Source organism: uncultured Campylobacter sp. (assembly GCF_937997535.1).
Lineage (GTDB): Bacteria > Campylobacterota > Campylobacteria > Campylobacterales > Campylobacteraceae > Campylobacter_B.
In genome coordinates, this window is the sequence record NZ_CALKTT010000025.1 from 1 (window position 1) to 15615 (window position 15615).

Sequence of the window (15615 nt, forward strand, 5' to 3'; positions counted from 1 at the left end):
AAAGATTTATAACAAAGCTACGAACGTTGAGAATACGCGTAGGGTTCTAACATGGTGGCTAGGTTATTTAAAGGGGTTGGGGTTTAAATTTTAAGAATGAAGTGAAAAACCAAAGGCACATTCCTACTATGGATAGCGCCTTTAAGTCTATGTGCCTATGTGTTTTAGAAATTTCCGGATAAGCGGAAAGACGGCAAGATAGGAGACTAGAGCGAAAACTTATCCGCAGTTTGTCATTCTACAGCTTACCACGATTAGCGTGTAAGCTATCTTTATTCTTTTCAAAAAAGCGCTGGCTTTCCCCTCCCGCATATTACTTCTTTACTACTCCTTTCCTAAGCGCTCATCCTTAGCGTATTGCTTTCTTTTGGAGCGCTTGCCTTTTTGATACTAAAGGCGAGTGCTTGCGAGGATAGGGCTATGATAGATTATATAAATTCTGAAGCATTCCCATTCTTTTTTAGCCTTACGCTTTTTACTAGGAATTTCTTGCATATTGCATATTAAGCTTTCATATCTTTTAATACTCGGTTTGTAGGTTGTGCTTCATTGCTCCCCAGCTCTAATAGGAGGCCTACTTTAATTGCCTCCATAACCTTCATAGGTTTACCAGGTTCCTTCATTGCCTTTAGACCCATGTTTAATTAAAACACCCCCTTCTTTTAAAACAGCTCATATCATTTTTTTCTTTTCTGGCTATATTGTTTTCATAAGGTATTTTTGAAATATCTTATAACGTTTTTACTAAGGAGAAAGAATGTTTATATGTTAAAAGCCTTTAGGCTTTTTGAAGTAGCCTTTAAAGTTTTATATATTACGGTTTTTCGATGGGTTACGTTATCGGTAATGTTTTATTGATAAGCTTAAACGCTTGTCAAGCATTCTTAATCTTTAGTTCCCCGCTGGCGGTTTGGGGTAATAAGAAAAATCGCAGAGGTGCGTTATAGCTTCGCACATTAATCTAAAAAGCTTCTGTTTTAACTAAATTCTAAAGATGTAACGTCTTTTGCCCCTAGAGTTTTTTCCCTAGATAGCCTTCTTCTTCGTTTTATTTATTGCCTAAGTGCATTAAATTTAAAAAGGGGACTATCTGAAAAGCCGCGTGGAGGTAGCGCCTCCGTTAAAGGTTACGGGGCTGTCTCGCTCGTCGCTAGCGGAGCTTTGCTCGTCTGCTACCGCCGTTGCGATTATTCCTTGCAGGGGGTGTTATTGTATAGATAGAATTTTCTATATCTAGTGGGTAGGATAAGCTTTTATTTCTTTCAGGAGTATTTTTTGCCTAGTACTATATTATAAATAGTATTGATCTTAATATATTTTTATCGCTTGTGGGGATATTATCTGCCAAAGCAGCTCTTTTATCATAGATAGAGCAACCTCTGAGCCTATCCCTTTTAAGGATATTTTATGTGTAGCCTTACTTTTGATATTTTGGGCTTTACTCTAATAGAATGCTTGAGTATCGCAAAGATATTGAATCATTTAGGTATAGAAGAGAGATTGAAGTATTGAGGGTGGCTACCCCTCATTTTTTAATCGCTCTCCCATATTTTAAAAGCCTTTGGCTATCTTAATACTATATAAGAAAATAGCATGGCTTCCTTTATACTTTTAAAGAAGCCTCTAAGCCTTTAGACTTTTTATCTGCAAATGAAAGTAAGAGAAGAGATTAATAAATTTGAGCTAAGAAGCTTTTAAGATCTTTCTAATATAATCCCCTTGTTCATAAGGACGAAGAAGGCTTTAGGCTTTATCTGTTTTTATTTGTTCTCTGCCTTAAAGAACAAACATCTTACAGATAGGCGCTTAAGGCATTTGGTGAAAATGTGCTAATCAGCCTCCTTAAGATTTTAAACCTTGAGCTGCTACAAGGCTTAAGCTAAATTTCTTAAGGCTTGAAACTCCTTAACTCATTTTTGCCTATTATTTAAAGTTTCCTTAAGAGACGACAAATATTTTTATATAGTTTTTTAAAAGACTATATACTGATATTCTGTAATCGAGTGTTCGGGGGAATTCCGAGGGTTGTACAAATTCAACGCAGGACACCACTTTTATTACTAATTAAATCGCAAATTCTATGATTGATCGGTTATATCTAAAAAAGCAAAAATAAGTAAGGATATAAAATGAAATTTTTTCTCATCATAATTAGTATATTTCTTTATATTTATATTATTCTTTCGGTGCTAAGTTTTTCACCTTGTGATATTAACGATATGTTGAGGCAAAACTACAATCGTATGGAGCAAAAATGCAGATTAAAATTGATACGACGGGCTAATAATGGCAACAGCGGGGCGCATAGGCGACTTTTTTATTTTTATGAGCGATATTTTTTAGATAGATATTGTGTAGATAAAAAGGCGCAGCAAGAATTAGACAAAGAAGAGCTAAATTTTATTAAAAAATTTCATTCTGGAAATTTAGATCTATGCACGAATAACGACTTTATAGTTGGTTTATTAAAAAAGTGCGTTTTGAAAGAGGGAAATTTCACATTGTGTACCGAGCGGATCGGAAAGGAAAAAGAGATTAACATGGATGAAGTCATACATCTATATTACGCGGATAGAAAGCCGAAAGAATAAGAGATTTCATGAAAAATAAAATTTACTTTATTGCCGCCGCTATAATATTATTTGCGTGGATATTTTATCTATATAAAGAACAAAGCGCCTCTTGCGGTATAAAAGATCTTTTTATGGGCGATACCGAAATAACAAAAGAGTGCAGAATTGCTATAATAAGGCAATTTGAAAAGAACGGTAACCCGCGCGCATATAAGCGATTGAGTTTGGTTTATGGAAAAATTTTAAGCGAAAGACCGACAGAAGAGGTTTTAGATGAGCTAGATCAAGAAGAGATAGAATTTTAAAAAAATTATATCCCGATTCAAAAATTTTATCTAAAGAGTTACCGAGCAGAAAATAATCAATTTTTATAAATATAAATTTGTCATAAAGATGGCTAAATGTTTAATAAAGAATGAAAAAAGGACGGTGATTAATGGAGTTAGAACTTTTATGCCAGAATTCAACGAATTCTGATAAATTCAGCATCAATTCGTTTGTCGGGAAATTTATATATCAAAGAACCTGGTCGGATTGCGACTATTGGGAGTTAGATAAAACTTTAATGCAGATTTTGAGCTTTTATCATAAAAAAACGCTTCCAAGAGAAATTTTCATCGCAATACTAGCGATATTTAATGATGTTATCGGCGTGGAGGACAAATCGGAAATTTATGTAAGTAATATGTTGTGTGCGAAAAACAGCGACGGCGTAGTGCCTAGCATATATGATAGATTTGAAAGATTAAAGGTTCTGTGCAACAGCATCGTATTCAAAGAAAAGCTTAGCAATAGCGGTTTTTGGTATGCTCCAAAGGATTGATGCAATGAATCTTGTAAATTTTTATAGAAATACCGCATTTGATGATAGATATGATGCAAATTCCTTTATAGGTATGATTTTGGATAATAATCTATGGTCCGATGATGAATATTGGAAATTAGAAACCGATTTAAAAAAGATTTTGCGGCATTATAAAAACAAAGAGTTGGACCCAGAAATAATGCAAGGCATTATTTCTATCTCTAATGATATATTTCTAAACGGAAGTTGGCGCGACGTAGATATAGACGCAAAAAGCGAATGTTTTAAAACGTATAAATATCAAGAAGATACAAAGCCGAATATTTTCGATAGATTTCGCCGTATAAAAAGCCTATTATTGGCGGTTGCATCGGGAGATGAAAATTTTTATAAAATCAAATTTTTCTATGAAAATTGTACGCTGGAGTCTTGTGCTAAAAATAGCAAAGACGGTGCGGTAGTTAAAATTCCATTAAAAGGAAATGCGGTTTTAAATGAATAAAAAGACGATTTTAACTATTTTATCGGGAATAGTCGAAGATGGCGATTATATCTCTTTATGGGAGATCGTTTGGGAATTAAATTCTATTAACGTTGCCAATTCGCTTAAAGTGGCGAAAGAAATTTTATTGTTTTTATACGAGCAAGGTTATATAAGATTGTTTAGTTCAAACTGGGGTTATGATACAGAAATGAAAGAGATATGTGATAAGTCTAAAATTTTAAATATTTTAAGAGATTATAAAAATTATGAGCCAGTCGATATAAATAGCACATATTTTTGTGTAACAGAAACAGAGCGGGGAAGAGCTTATTACGCGAAACAATGCTAAAATACGAAAACAATAGTTTGGACGGTATAAAATGAGAATAAAAGCGCTCGATCTAAATTTAAGCCCGTATGTCTATTTCTTTAGCGAAGCGGAAGATTTTAGGTTTAAGATTTTTAAAGATTTTCAATCCGCAAGCGGGAAAAGACCACTGGATTTTTATGAGCTTGAGGCGTTTAGCCTAATGAAAAGCACCGAAGTCTATGAGACCGATTCTATCGCTAGCACATTAATTCATAATTTTAGTTTATGCGATGAGAATGTAAAAGATATTTTAATAATGCTATTTGGGCAGTTTTATCTAAATAATTTCATAGATACCGACATAAAATATAAAAATAGCGCTAATATAAATTCAAATATGAAAAAATTTGAAGAATGGAAAATTTTAAGAGAAAATTTCTTTTATAATTTAGATAAATTTATAGCCCGCTCATACGAACCTCTAAAAAATTATACTTACGCAGACTGCGCCTTTTGGGAGGAGCCGAATCGGTGGTGCCATCATAATATGTATATGTTTATCACAGAATGCGGCAAAAGATATTATAATGAAATTTTAATTCCGAGCCTCTGCAACAAGTACGAACACATAGAGGTCGATATCGATGAAGAAGGAAATGTAACTAAGTGGTACGGAATATAAAAGTAATAAAATTTAGGAGAATAAAATGGCGAGAGGAAGAAAAGCGCTTTTGCAATCACTTTTTGCTTTAGCGTCAATTGAATTTCAAACAAAGTATATTGATAATGCCGATGCAGATGCCGATGTATATACATCGCCGGAAGAATTGCTAGAGGACCTAAGTAGTGCCTGCATAGAGGCGCAATCATTTAAGGAAGAATTTACGCAAGATGAATTAGAACGATGTGAAGCAATGAGAGATAAGATAAAAAGTCTTCCCAATGAAGATATATATAAAACGCCTCTTTGGGAAAAACTACGTGAAGAAGCGAAAGATTTTTTAAATTTCATGGGTTATAATGTAAGCGATATCGACGATAGTATTTTCAAGCAATTTTAATTTTAGCCTTATGAATTTGTAGTATTAAATTTACATACAATTATAGGGTAAAAGTAACGATATTTTAAAAACGCTTTCGGTGTTAAAATTTATGAAATATCACGCCGCGCCGTAAAGTGGTCAGAAATTTCTTTGAGACAGGATTAAAGAGTAGGGAAAAAATGACGGAAGTAGTGATTGACTTTGACGAGTTACAAAAAGACAGAAGATATATTGATGAGTGGCATGATTATTGCCCCAAAGAAATAGAGCATAAGTTATACTCCTATCTATCTGAAAAGTTAGCCTTGCCGCTGCGTATCGGCCCTGATGCATTCGCGGACTTCTTTTGGTTTCTACGATTTAAAGAATGGAAAGACTACAGCGAGGAAGAATGGGAACAATATGAAGATAAGGACGAATGGGAAAGCTATAGCGAATACATCGAAGAAAAAGAAGAAAACTCGAGATATGGGTTAAAAAATAAGCAAGGTGTTCGAGACGATTTAAAGCTAATTTTCTTACATTTTGATGCATTTAAGAAAAAATACGGTGATTTGGCTGAGCAGTTACTAGACGTGATACAATGTACGCTCTCGGAGACCGCCAAATACCCAGATCGCGATGACTTGCTTGATATTCAAATAGAAATTCGAAGCTAGAAGATTATGAAGCGGCTACGAGAAATAAATTTAAGGAAAGTGGCGAATGAGATACAGCGATCCGATATTTTTAAATTTATTCCGTAATTACGAAGATGAATTTACCGGAGTCGGTCGGCGCGACTTTGTAATTTATTTGGAAGAGCTGGTTAAAGCCGGCGAATATGGTATAGCACTGGAAGATTTTTTAGTTCAAATGTATGAATATGATATAAAAATTTCTTCTAACGACTTAACGATTATAAAAAATTTATGCGAAGGCGTGAATATAGGTAGTGATTCATGGCCGGTTCTAAACATTAGAGCGGCGGGCGATTAAAAATATACTTGAAAGGGGTCCATTGTGATAGAGGAATATATAAAAATAATAGAGGATTTTTTGCAAAACAGAATCGACGTATTTGAATTTGAAAAGATATATTGGGATAAATTTATGAATGATAAAAATTTTCCCGATGAATATTATGAGCCGCTTAATAGACTTCTTACTGACATCGATGAATTCGAACCAGACGAAGAGTTGAGGGGTGATGATACGGTAGGCGATTCATTAAGTGAAGAGGATCTAAGGGAGTGCGCGAAAAAGGCTTTAAAACAAATTACGCTTTTAAAATAGTAGTTTTATAAAATGATAATTTTTGCGAGAATTTTAAAAATATATTACGATATAATGCGGGCAAAACCCACATCCCAATAAAAGGAAATCCAAATGCAAATTGACGGAAAAGAGATATTTAAAAAGGGTGATCTTATGTTCCATTTAACTCGAATGGCTTCTTTGGAACATCAGGATAAATATCTAGTGCATGCCACGGCTAAATCTTATGAAGACCCCGTGGAGATGATAGATTTGTTATATGATAATTGCAAGAATGCTTTATTGGAGCAATTCGAATTTTGCTTCCTGCCATACGAGAGGGATGCGTTAAGAGAGCTTATGGAGCTCATAGATAGATACTTTAAAGATCAAAGCTTGCTAGAGGGAGATACTTATGACTATCTAGTATATCAGAATAAATCATGGATAGAGGTCAGGGAGCTCGCTTTGAAGACCTTGCATATTTTCGGCTACAAACCATATAGCTTTAATTATGATTAGACTCGGATTAGACTTAGTAGAATGAAAAATTTATCCTATATGTCTTTACTCTGCTACTATACCTAAGCGCCTGGGCTTTGCTTGGTTGTATACAGCGAAAATAAAACCGGCTCCGCACAAGCGAATATTTTCATTTTGGTTGCGTTGCATCATACCACGCGCCTAAACGACGCATCTAACGCCACCGGGCCGCGCTAGCCGCTACGTCGCGATGTGCTCTATCGCTGCGCCTTAAATCTTTGCGCCCTAAGCGCCTAGATCATCTTTCCGACAAGTTTTTCTTTAAATTCCTTGTAAATTTCAGGACCCGCGTGTTTGTATTCGCTCGTCAGTTTGTTGTGAAATTCCGCCATATCGCCGCCGCTTTCGCGGTAGAGCTTGATCGCGTTTCGCCTTACGGCGCCGTCTTTTAGGTCGCTATCGTAGGCGATGCTCGCGTATCGCGTCTGCGCGCCGTCCTTGATCTCGCGGTAGGCCTCGCAGCCCTTGGCTCTGCCGAGCTTTGCGACGCACGCGCCGTAAAGGGCTTGCAGGCTCACGCACTGCGGGATCAGCGCCTCCGCTGCGGCGAGGTCTGCTTTGGCGATTTTAGAATTTGCAGCCTTTTGTTCCTGTTGCGCGGCCTTCGGCTCCTGCTTCGCGGTTTTTGCCCCTTGCTTTTGGGTCTTTGGCTCACATTTCGTAGTTTTTGGCTCCTGCTTTGTAGCCTTCGGCTCCGCTTTTTGGGCTTTTTTCTCCGCTGCGCCGCTTGCTTTGCCTTGCTTCGCGCCTGCTCCTACGGCATGCGAGGTTAGGCTGATCTTTTCAAATTTCGGATTTTTGCGGTAGTTTAGATTGTTAAAAAATTCTATCACGTCGTCGTAAAATTTATCGTTGCTGACGATGCCGATCTTGCCCTCCTGCCCGCAGAGCTTGCCCATCAAAAACACGATGATCTTATCGGCGAAGTCCTTTCTTTGCTTGCCGATCGTAAAAACCTCGCCTATGCTAACGCCCATCTTGGATAGGCGTGCAAGGGTCAAGGCGCCGATCTTTTTGGCGGTGTTGGAGACGATATTTAGCTCGTCGCCATCTTTGAGATTTACGACGTCAAAGATATTATCGACGTCGATATTTTCGTCGTCTATGATAAAATGGGTCAAAGTTTTTCCTTTAAATTAAATTTCAATGCCCGCGCTCGCGCAAATTTCATCTCTGAAGCGCGCGAAAGGCCTCATCGCAGGCTGATTTTGCAGATGCTCGCCGATCGGCTTTTGCATCCATGCCATATCGTACCAGCGACCGAATTTATAGGCGCAGCGCTGAAATCTTCCGACGAAGCGAAAGACCATGCGCTCGTGAAATCGCACGCTCGCGTCGTTTAGATATTCGTCATCTCCGCAAGCGATGCTAGCGTTCATATCTACGATATTTTGAGCCTTGAGTGCGCGCTGTAGCGCTTCGTAGAATAGCCTGCCGATACCAAAAGTGCGCACGTTTTGCGATACATAAACCGAGCTCTCCGCCGACCAATCGTATGCCGCGCGCTCTTTGAAAGCCGAAGCGTATGCGTAGCCGAGGATTTGGCCCGGTTTTAAATTTACGCCGCTTTGTTTTGCCGCGACGATTAAATTTGCGCCATTTTGTTTCGCGGCGATATTTGCGTAGTTTTGCTCCTTATCTGCACGCGAAATTTCACTCTCTGCGCCCGCTGCGCTCGCAGAAATTTTAAAATTTTCATCTCGTTCATTGTTCGCAAATGTCGCCTCGTCGCTTACGTAAGCGAGCAGATAGGGGTATCTTTGCAGCGTTTGCTCGATGCGCCCCGCAAATTCCGCGGCGCCGGGCACGTCGTATTCGAAGCTGATCGCCGTTTGCTTTACGTAAGGCGCGTAAATTTCAAGCAGCGCCTCCGCATCTTGCGGCGTTGCGAGCCGCAGTTTTACCTGCATAAAATCTCCTTTAAATTTAGCCGTTTTGTATAATTTCGGTTTTAAGCTTATCTAAATTTACCGCCGCGACCGGCTTTTAAATTTAGCGGGAATTTTATCTCGCGCGCAAAACGGCTAAATTTCAGAGGGGTGTTTGAGCGCGTAAATTTTAAAATTTAACCCGCGCCGTTTATTCGCCGAAAAGTCTCCAAAACTCGGGCGCAAATTTCGTCGGCGTAAATTCTATGATCTCGTATTTTGCGACGCCGTTTTGAAAGAACGGATCTTGCGCGATGATCTCATCAAGCTCCGCGCGGTCTTTGGCGTTGATTAAGATGATGCCGCCGGTGCGAGGGACTTTGCGCCCCGAGCAGATAAATTTATCGGTCGCGAAGAATTTATCCAAAAACGCGTTGTGCTCGTTGATAAAGCGGTCCGCTTCGCTTGCATCCTTGACATAGGTGAGGTTTGCAATAAACATTTTGATCCTTTGTGAGATTTGAAGCGCGATTTTAGCATAAAATTCTAACGGATAAAATTCCCGCTGGAATTTTCGCGCGCTACGTTATAAAAAATATCGGCGAAATTCCGATTATCGCGCAACCGAGTGCTGCGTAGCGAAGCTTTATCGCAGCAAGCGCGCAGATGTTTGCGAGCGCGAAAAGAAGCGGCGGAATTTGCGCCTGAAAGCTCGGCAGAGCAAAGTTTAAAAACGCAAGTAGCGGCGTATCGAGCGCGCCGCCGAGCCCGAATAGATGCAAAAATATGCTTAGCGGATAAAAGATCACGAACACGTATCCCAGCGGCATGACGCTAAGCTGCTGCAGCGAAGCGGTCGGGAAGAAATAATAGACCGCCGCGTTCATGCTGAGCCAAACGTAGAGATTGAAAAGTATGACGTTCTGCCAGAGCTTAAATTTAGGCGCGAAGTGGTGCAGATAGAGGAAAATATACAGTACGCCCAGACAGGAGAAATAAAATCCGATCGAAAAGGCTAGGTTTGGGAAAAACGCGAGCAGAAGCGCGATGGTGAGAAAAAGGTTCGTAAATTTAAGTACGTAGAAATTTCGCATCACTAGGTAAAACCCCACGCAACACATCGCAAGCGAGCGCAGAAAGCTCGGCGTAAAATCAAGCACGAAGAGATATCCGCTCATAAGCACGATCACAAAGACGCTAAGATCGCGCCTCGCGCTGCGGTACGGAAAGTAGCGATCCTGAAAATAGCGGTAGATCGGCATCGCGAGCAGAAAGACGGTGCTAAAGATAATGCCCAGATGAAAGCCGCTGATCGAAATAATGTGCGCTATGCCCCAGTTCGTCACGCTGGCGCGCAGCGGTTTTGAAATTTCGGTCGCAAAATACAGCGCGGAGTAAAGATCCGCCGTCATCTCATCTTCGTGCTGAGCGCGAACGAAGCTTATCGCGCGCCATTTCGCCCCAGAGGGCGCGGTCTCGTCTCCGATTTTAAAGCTTGGCGCGTAAAAGCGCTGCTTTAAAAAATCTAAAAATTTTACGTTTTTGGTTACGATGCCGATATTTACGCGCGCGAAGCGGTGAAATTCCCGCCCGAGCCCGGCAGTCGTGTAGAGGGTGAAATCCGTCGTTTTGAGCTTTAGCACCGTGTAGGTGCGGCCGCGCTCGTTGGTTTTGGCGTAGGCGTTTAGAATTTGCGCGTCGTAAAAGGCGTAGTTTTTCGCGCGGAATTCTTTGAATTCATAAAATTTTAGACCTAAGTTTAGCGATAAAATTCCAAGCAAAATGAGCAAAAAGTATAAAATTTCACGTTTGCGGTAAAAGAGTTGAAGCTTCACGGACGGTTTCTAAGTTCGCAGTTCGCGCGACAGAATTTTAAAAGCTCGCGCGCGGCGAAATTTTAAAATTCAAAAGCTTTATGCCGCTCCGCCTCGCAAAAGATCGGCGGCGCGGCATAAAATTTAGCCTTAGCACGAATAATTCGTCGCAAACTCAAACGGCGTAGGGCGCGCCTCGTAAGGCCAAACCTGCGTTTCAAATTTGAAATGCTGATAGGTCTCGATAAAAAGCTCGCTCATTATCGGGCGCAGATACTCGTTGTCGCGGATCACCGCCTCCAGGCTGCCGCGAAGCGTGTGCGGAAGCTGTTCGATGCCGCGCTCGCGGATCTCATCCAGGTGCAGCTTGAATAAATTTTCATCCATCGGCCCGACTGGCTCGGTTTTGTTTTTGATACCGTCGATTCCCGCCATCAGCATCGCTGCAAACGCCAAATACGGGCACGCGGTGCTATCTGGGAAGCGCATCTCTGCGCGCACCGAGTGCTCGCCGCTGCCGTAAGGGATACGGATCGAAGCGGAGCGGTTTTGGCTCGAATAAGTTAGAATGGACGGCGCCTCGAAGCCCGGGATTAGGCGCTTATAGCTGTTGGTGCTCGGGTTCGTAAACGCCGCGATGCTGCGTGCATGCTTTAGCACGCCGCCGATATACCATCTCGCCGCGTCGCTTAAATTTGCGTAGTTGCCCTTTTTGTAAAAGGTGTTTTTGCCATTTTTCCAGATCGATTGGTGCACGTGCATTCCGCTGCCGTTGTCGCCGTAGAGCGGCTTTGGCATAAAGGTCGCGGTCTTGCCGTTTAGGTGCGCAACCATCTTTACGACATATTTGTATTTTTGCACGTTGTCGGCGGCCTCGACGAGAGTGCCGTATTTGACGCCGATCTCGCCCTGTCCTTGCGCTACTTCGTGGTGGCAGATGAAGGTCTCAAGCCCGATCTGCTCAAGTACCTTTAGCATCTCGGCGCGCAGATCAACCATCGAATCGACGGGCTGGACGGGGAAGTAGCCGCCCTTTACGCCCGGGCGATGGCCGCTATTAAAGCCGTCTTTGTAGTTTTTGCCGCTATTCCAATGCCCCTCTTCGGTATCTACCTTAAACATCGCGCAGTTCATATCGTCGATGATCTTTACGTCGTCGAAAACGAAAAATTCATTCTCCGGCCCGAAGTAGCAGGTATCTCCAAGGCCAGTGGTTTGCAGAAATTGCTCGGCTTTTTTGGCTATCGAGCGCGGGCATTTTTCGTAAAGCTCGTTTTTGTAGATGTCGTAAACGTCGCAGATGACGATGATCGTCACGTCAGCGGTGAATGGATCCAAAAACGCCGTTTGCACGTCGGGCTTTAGCATCATATCGGATTTATCGATCGGCTGCCACGCCGCTACCGAGCTCGCGTCGAATGGAATTCCGTCGGCGAAGTCCTTCGGCAAGCGCTTGTAGTTGTAAGCGACGTGGTGCCAGGTGCCTTTTAGATCGGTAAATCGAAAATCGACGAACTCGACCTCATTTTCATCGCAAAATTTAAAAAATTCCTTCACGTCATTAACAAATTTTCCCATATTTTTTCCTTTTTTCCGCCCGTATTCGGGCTAAATTTAACGGCGGATTTTAACATTATTTAGTTGAAATTCGACTTTATCTGCGCCGTTTTGCGCGGTGCGATTTTTAAAATTTCACGCCACTGAAGCTTTTGAAATTTTAAAATTTGCGCCGCCAGCGCCTTTTAAATTTAGCAGAGAGCGGCTGCCGTTAAATTTACGCCAGATTTACAAACTCACGCTCGCGGTTTTTGAAAACGGCGATCTTATCGTAGCCGAACTCGCGCGCTTTGGCATAAATTTTATCGTAGTTTAGCGCCACTTGAGCTACCGAGTGCGCGTCCGAGCTAAGCGTGATCGGCACGTCCGCATCCGCAAGCACCTCTAAAAGCGCGTCGCTTGGATAAATTTCATTTGTGGGCTTGCGAAGCCCCGCGGAGTTTAGCTCCACGACGATGCCGCTTTTTTTGATCGCGTTTATCGCGCCGCCCGCCAAAACCCTAATATCTTTTTTCGGAGTAAATTTAAAAATTTTAATCAGATCCATGTGCCCTAAAATGTCGAATTTGCCGCTTTTGCACAGCGCGCAGATCAGCGCAAAGTATTCGCGATAAATGTCGTCTATCTCGCGTCCGCTCCACTGATCTAAAAATTCCTCATTATCAAAGCCCCAGTTGTTTAAAAAATGCACCGAACCGATGAGGTAATCAACCTCGCGTGCGAAAATCCGCTCATCCATTAGCTCTCTTTTCGTCATAAAATCGACCTCGTATCCCAGCCGTACGTCGATCCGCCCGCTAAACTCATCTCGCAGATCCCTAATCATCCGCTCGTAAAGCTCCATCTGCTCGAAGCTCATTCGGTATTTTTGATCGAAGTTCATCGGCGCGTGATCCGCAAAGCCGAAAATTTCTATGCCTCGTGCGATCGCCGCTTCCAAATACTGTCGCGACTCGCCGTTAGCGTGGTTGCAAAGATAGGTGTGGTTGTGCAGATCGACCCTCATCGCGTCTCCTTAAATAAAATTTTGGCTAAATTGTAGTAAAATCGCGCTTAAAAAATCACTAGGAATATATTTGAAAAAACCCGAACTCTTAGCTCCTGCTGGGAATTTAACGAAACTAAAAATCGCCCTGGCTTACGGCGCGGACGCCGTGTATGCAAGCACCGGCTCATTTTCGCTGCGCCAGCGAAGCGCGAAGGAATTTAGCAAGGAAAGCTTCGCGCAGGGCGTCGCGTACGCGCACGAGCGCGGCAAGAAGCTCTACGCGACCGTAAACGGCTTTGCGACCAACGGCCAGCTAGGAAACATCGAAAGGCATTTGGAATTTCTTCGCGATCTGCGCGTGGATGGAATTTTAATCGCCACTTTGGGCGTCGCAAGCCTCGCGCGAGCCGTAGCTCCCGAAATCCCGATCCACGTCTCTACCCAAGCTAACGTGCTAAATTATCTGGATGCGCAGGTTTGGGCGGAGCTGGGCGCCGTTCGCATCGTCGCGGCGCGGGAGATGACGCTCAAAGACGCCGTGGAGATTAAAGATAAAATTCCAAACCTCGAGATCGAAATTTTCGTGCACGGCTCGATGTGTTTCGCATACAGCGGGCGCTGTCTTGTTAGCGCGGTGCAAAGCGGACGCTTCAGCAACCGCGGAAGCTGCGCGAACGACTGTAGATTTAACTACGAGCTTTACGCGAAAAATCCCGAAACCAGCGCGCTTTTCCGCTTGCAAGAGCGCGAAGGGGAGGGCACTTTCGTAATGAACGCGAAGGATCTTAGCCTCATTTCGCACGTGCAAAAGATCATGCAAACGGGCGCGATCGACAGCTTCAAAATCGAAGGGCGCACTAAGAGCGAATACTACGTCGCGTGCGCTACAAATGCCTACCGCGCGGCGATCGACGATGCCGCGGGCGATAAATTTGAGGCCGGCGTTTACGAGCGCGAGATCGCGACGCTTAAAAACCGCGGCTTTAGCGACGGATATTTGATAAAGCGCCCATACGAGCGAGAGGATACGCAAAATTTAGACCGCAGCATCGAGCTTGGCACGCATCAGGTCTGCGCTATCTCGCAAGACGGCGAGTTTATAAGCGTCAAGGATAAAATTTTGCCCGGCGAAGCGTATGAAATTTTCGCTCCGCGCGGCTTTGAAATTTGCGCTTGCGATAATGAGATCGGCGAAATTTACGAGCTTGACGGCAAGGTCTATTTAAAATTTAAGAAGTTGCAGAGCCGCAGCGGTAAGGAATTTAGCGAGATTCACAGCGGCAATCTGAATGAGATTAAACTGCCTGCGAAGCTCGCAGAGTTTTGCTTTTTAAGAAAGGAGATAGAATGAAATTTGTTTCTATAATAATGGGCTCAAAGAGCGATTACGAGGTCGTTTACGAGGCGGCTAAAATTTTAAACGAATTCGGCGTAGCGTACGAGATGATCGTATCTTCGGCGCACCGAAGCCCCGCCCGCACGGCAAAATATGTCGCGGACGCCGAGAAAAAGGGTGCGCAGGTTTTCATCTGCGCGGCGGGCATGGCGGCGCATCTTGCGGGCGCGGTCGCTGCGAATACGACCAAGCCGGTGCTCGGCGTCCCGCTCGGCGGCAGCGCGCTTAGCGGCGTAGATGCGCTGTATTCGACCGTGCAGATGCCTGCGGGTATCCCCGTCGCGACGCTTGCGATCGGCAAGGCGGGTGCAAAAAACGCGGCGTATCTGGCGATGCAAATTTTAGCTTTAAGCGACGAGGTGCTAAGCTCGAAGCTAAAGGCGGATCGCGCCGCAAAAGCGGAGGCGCTAAAAAAGGACTCCGAGCAGATTGAAGTGCTGCTTGAGGGCTAGGCTTTGAAAATTTTAAAATTGCGCGAGAGCTTTGAAATTTGCGGGCTAAAGGCTCGCACGAATAACGCGGATGAGATTAGCGGGCGAGGGGCGATCGCAAATTTGTGGGGCGAGTTTTTAAAATTTAACGCTAGCAGAAGCAGCGCTGCGAAAAGTGAAATTTACGCCGCATATTACGACTACGAAAACGGCGCACAGGGCGAATACTCCGTGCTAATAGGTACTTGCTCGAAGGAACAGCACCATAAAGAAAGCCACGACGAAGCTTGCAAATCCGCAAATCAGTGCTGTAAAAATGAGCACGATGAAACCTGCGATAAATTACGTATCGAAGCGGGCGATTACGCGGTTTTTGATTTTGCGAATGAGCCTACGAGGGCGGGCGAATACTGGGCTGAAATTTGGAAATTTTTTGAAAGCTCGAAGCTGCAAAGAGCCTTTAAAACGGACTTTGAAAAGCACTTGGAAGATAAAATTGAAATTTACATATCGATAAAAGGATAAAAATGACGTTTTCACAGATTATTTTGACGCTTCAAAACTACT

Annotated in this window: 20 protein-coding genes; 14 read left to right on the forward strand and 6 right to left on the reverse strand. The window is 43.0% G+C overall.

Going from position 1 to position 15615, the window contains the following annotated elements; all coding sequences use genetic code 11:
• The first annotated feature begins 2129 nt into the window (after positions 1 to 2129).
• The 11 genes from Q0117_RS02600 to Q0117_RS02650 all read left to right on the forward strand — a co-directional run bounded on the left by Q0117_RS02600 (position 2130) and on the right by Q0117_RS02650 (position 6973).
• Positions 2130 to 2591, forward strand: a complete 462-nt coding sequence (locus Q0117_RS02600) for a hypothetical protein (RefSeq protein WP_297922126.1) — start codon at positions 2130 to 2132, stop codon at positions 2589 to 2591.
• 8 nt (positions 2592 to 2599) lie between these two features.
• Positions 2600 to 2878, forward strand: coding sequence for a hypothetical protein (locus Q0117_RS02605; protein WP_297922128.1), 279 nt, complete (start codon positions 2600 to 2602; stop codon positions 2876 to 2878).
• Positions 2879 to 3009: 131 nt separating this feature from the next.
• A complete protein-coding gene (locus tag Q0117_RS02610) occupies positions 3010 to 3396 on the forward strand; it encodes an Imm41 family immunity protein (RefSeq protein WP_297922130.1) in 387 nt (128 codons plus the stop codon).
• A gap of 4 nt (positions 3397 to 3400) precedes the next feature.
• Positions 3401 to 3880 (forward strand): Imm41 family immunity protein, encoded by a 480-nt coding sequence (locus tag Q0117_RS02615; RefSeq protein ID WP_297922132.1) that lies wholly within the window; start codon positions 3401 to 3403, stop codon positions 3878 to 3880.
• Positions 3873 to 4211 carry a hypothetical protein gene (locus tag Q0117_RS02620; protein WP_297922135.1) on the forward strand — a complete coding sequence of 113 codons (339 nt, stop codon included), beginning with the start codon at positions 3873 to 3875 and terminating at the stop codon, positions 4209 to 4211. Before Q0117_RS02615 ends, Q0117_RS02620 begins: the two co-directional genes overlap by 8 nt.
• 31 nt (positions 4212 to 4242) lie before the next feature.
• Positions 4243 to 4854: a hypothetical protein gene (locus Q0117_RS02625; protein WP_297922138.1), complete on the forward strand. Its 612-nt coding sequence runs from the start codon at positions 4243 to 4245 to the stop codon at positions 4852 to 4854.
• 25 nt (positions 4855 to 4879) lie between these two features.
• Positions 4880 to 5233 (forward strand): hypothetical protein, encoded by a 354-nt coding sequence (locus tag Q0117_RS02630; RefSeq protein WP_297922141.1) that lies wholly within the window; start codon positions 4880 to 4882, stop codon positions 5231 to 5233.
• Positions 5234 to 5394: 161 nt separating this feature from the next.
• Positions 5395 to 5874: a hypothetical protein gene (locus Q0117_RS02635; RefSeq protein ID WP_297922143.1), complete on the forward strand. Its 480-nt coding sequence runs from the start codon at positions 5395 to 5397 to the stop codon at positions 5872 to 5874.
• A 46-nt stretch (positions 5875 to 5920) separates the two neighbouring features.
• Positions 5921 to 6193, forward strand: coding sequence for a hypothetical protein (locus Q0117_RS02640; RefSeq protein ID WP_297922146.1), 273 nt, complete (start codon positions 5921 to 5923; stop codon positions 6191 to 6193).
• Between the two features lie 24 nt (positions 6194 to 6217).
• Positions 6218 to 6490, forward strand: a complete 273-nt coding sequence (locus Q0117_RS02645; RefSeq protein ID WP_297922149.1) for a colicin immunity domain-containing protein — start codon at positions 6218 to 6220, stop codon at positions 6488 to 6490.
• A 264-nt stretch (positions 6491 to 6754) separates the two neighbouring features.
• The gene (locus Q0117_RS02650; protein WP_297922152.1) at positions 6755 to 6973 is read left to right on the forward strand and encodes a hypothetical protein; all 219 of its coding nucleotides are present in this window, start codon (positions 6755 to 6757) and stop codon (positions 6971 to 6973) included.
• 254 nt (positions 6974 to 7227) lie between these two features.
• Here Q0117_RS02650 and Q0117_RS02655 read toward each other — a convergent pair whose 3' ends face one another.
• The 6 genes from Q0117_RS02655 to Q0117_RS02680 form a co-directional block, all read right to left on the reverse strand.
• A complete protein-coding gene (locus tag Q0117_RS02655; protein ID WP_297922155.1) occupies positions 7228 to 8115 on the reverse strand; it encodes a hypothetical protein in 888 nt (295 codons plus the stop codon).
• A gap of 15 nt (positions 8116 to 8130) precedes the next feature.
• Positions 8131 to 8904: a GNAT family N-acetyltransferase gene (locus Q0117_RS02660; protein ID WP_297922158.1), complete on the reverse strand. Its 774-nt coding sequence runs from the start codon at positions 8902 to 8904 to the stop codon at positions 8131 to 8133.
• Positions 8905 to 9073: 169 nt separating this feature from the next.
• Entirely contained in the window at positions 9074 to 9364 is a 291-nt protein-coding gene (locus Q0117_RS02665) for a YciI family protein (RefSeq protein ID WP_297922162.1), read from the reverse strand.
• A gap of 79 nt (positions 9365 to 9443) precedes the next feature.
• Positions 9444 to 10697 (reverse strand): ComEC/Rec2 family competence protein, encoded by a 1254-nt coding sequence (locus Q0117_RS02670; RefSeq protein ID WP_297922166.1) that lies wholly within the window; start codon positions 10695 to 10697, stop codon positions 9444 to 9446.
• Positions 10698 to 10826: 129 nt separating this feature from the next.
• Positions 10827 to 12254 (reverse strand): type I glutamate--ammonia ligase, encoded by a 1428-nt coding sequence (gene glnA, locus Q0117_RS02675; RefSeq protein ID WP_297922169.1) that lies wholly within the window; start codon positions 12252 to 12254, stop codon positions 10827 to 10829.
• 196 nt (positions 12255 to 12450) lie between these two features.
• Positions 12451 to 13239: a histidinol-phosphatase gene (locus tag Q0117_RS02680; protein ID WP_297922172.1), complete on the reverse strand. Its 789-nt coding sequence runs from the start codon at positions 13237 to 13239 to the stop codon at positions 12451 to 12453.
• 70 nt (positions 13240 to 13309) lie between these two features.
• Between Q0117_RS02680 and Q0117_RS02685 the strand changes: the two genes are divergently transcribed.
• From Q0117_RS02685 to Q0117_RS02695, 3 genes are read left to right on the forward strand one after another with little or no spacing between them, the layout of a single operon-like run.
• Positions 13310 to 14572, forward strand: coding sequence for a peptidase U32 family protein (locus Q0117_RS02685; RefSeq protein ID WP_297922175.1), 1263 nt, complete (start codon positions 13310 to 13312; stop codon positions 14570 to 14572).
• The gene (gene purE, locus Q0117_RS02690; RefSeq protein ID WP_297922178.1) at positions 14569 to 15069 is read left to right on the forward strand and encodes a 5-(carboxyamino)imidazole ribonucleotide mutase; all 501 of its coding nucleotides are present in this window, start codon (positions 14569 to 14571) and stop codon (positions 15067 to 15069) included. Before Q0117_RS02685 ends, purE begins: the two co-directional genes overlap by 4 nt.
• A gap of 3 nt (positions 15070 to 15072) precedes the next feature.
• Positions 15073 to 15573, forward strand: a complete 501-nt coding sequence (locus tag Q0117_RS02695) for a GyrI-like domain-containing protein (RefSeq protein ID WP_297922182.1) — start codon at positions 15073 to 15075, stop codon at positions 15571 to 15573.
• Positions 15574 to 15615 lie beyond the last annotated feature (42 nt).

Excerpts from the sequence above, each read along its gene's own strand:
- Q0117_RS02600 (WP_297922126.1), top strand. The coding sequence starts at position 2,130 with ATGAAATTTTTTCTCATCATAATTAGTATATTTCTTTATATTTATATT.
- Q0117_RS02605 (WP_297922128.1), top strand. The coding sequence starts at position 2,600 with ATGAAAAATAAAATTTACTTTATTGCCGCCGCTATAATATTATTTGCG.
- Q0117_RS02610 (WP_297922130.1), top strand. The coding sequence starts at position 3,010 with ATGGAGTTAGAACTTTTATGCCAGAATTCAACGAATTCTGATAAATTC.
- Q0117_RS02615 (WP_297922132.1), top strand. The coding sequence starts at position 3,401 with ATGAATCTTGTAAATTTTTATAGAAATACCGCATTTGATGATAGATAT.
- Q0117_RS02620 (WP_297922135.1), top strand. The coding sequence starts at position 3,873 with ATGAATAAAAAGACGATTTTAACTATTTTATCGGGAATAGTCGAAGAT.
- Q0117_RS02625 (WP_297922138.1), top strand. The coding sequence starts at position 4,243 with ATGAGAATAAAAGCGCTCGATCTAAATTTAAGCCCGTATGTCTATTTC.
- Q0117_RS02630 (WP_297922141.1), top strand. The coding sequence starts at position 4,880 with ATGGCGAGAGGAAGAAAAGCGCTTTTGCAATCACTTTTTGCTTTAGCG.
- Q0117_RS02635 (WP_297922143.1), top strand. The coding sequence starts at position 5,395 with ATGACGGAAGTAGTGATTGACTTTGACGAGTTACAAAAAGACAGAAGA.
- Q0117_RS02640 (WP_297922146.1), top strand. The coding sequence starts at position 5,921 with ATGAGATACAGCGATCCGATATTTTTAAATTTATTCCGTAATTACGAA.
- Q0117_RS02660 (WP_297922158.1), bottom strand. The coding sequence starts at position 8,904 with ATGCAGGTAAAACTGCGGCTCGCAACGCCGCAAGATGCGGAGGCGCTG.
- Q0117_RS02665 (WP_297922162.1), bottom strand. The coding sequence starts at position 9,364 with ATGTTTATTGCAAACCTCACCTATGTCAAGGATGCAAGCGAAGCGGAC.
- glnA (WP_297922169.1), bottom strand. The coding sequence starts at position 12,254 with ATGGGAAAATTTGTTAATGACGTGAAGGAATTTTTTAAATTTTGCGAT.
- Q0117_RS02680 (WP_297922172.1), bottom strand. The coding sequence starts at position 13,239 with ATGAGGGTCGATCTGCACAACCACACCTATCTTTGCAACCACGCTAAC.
- purE (WP_297922178.1), top strand. The coding sequence starts at position 14,569 with ATGAAATTTGTTTCTATAATAATGGGCTCAAAGAGCGATTACGAGGTC.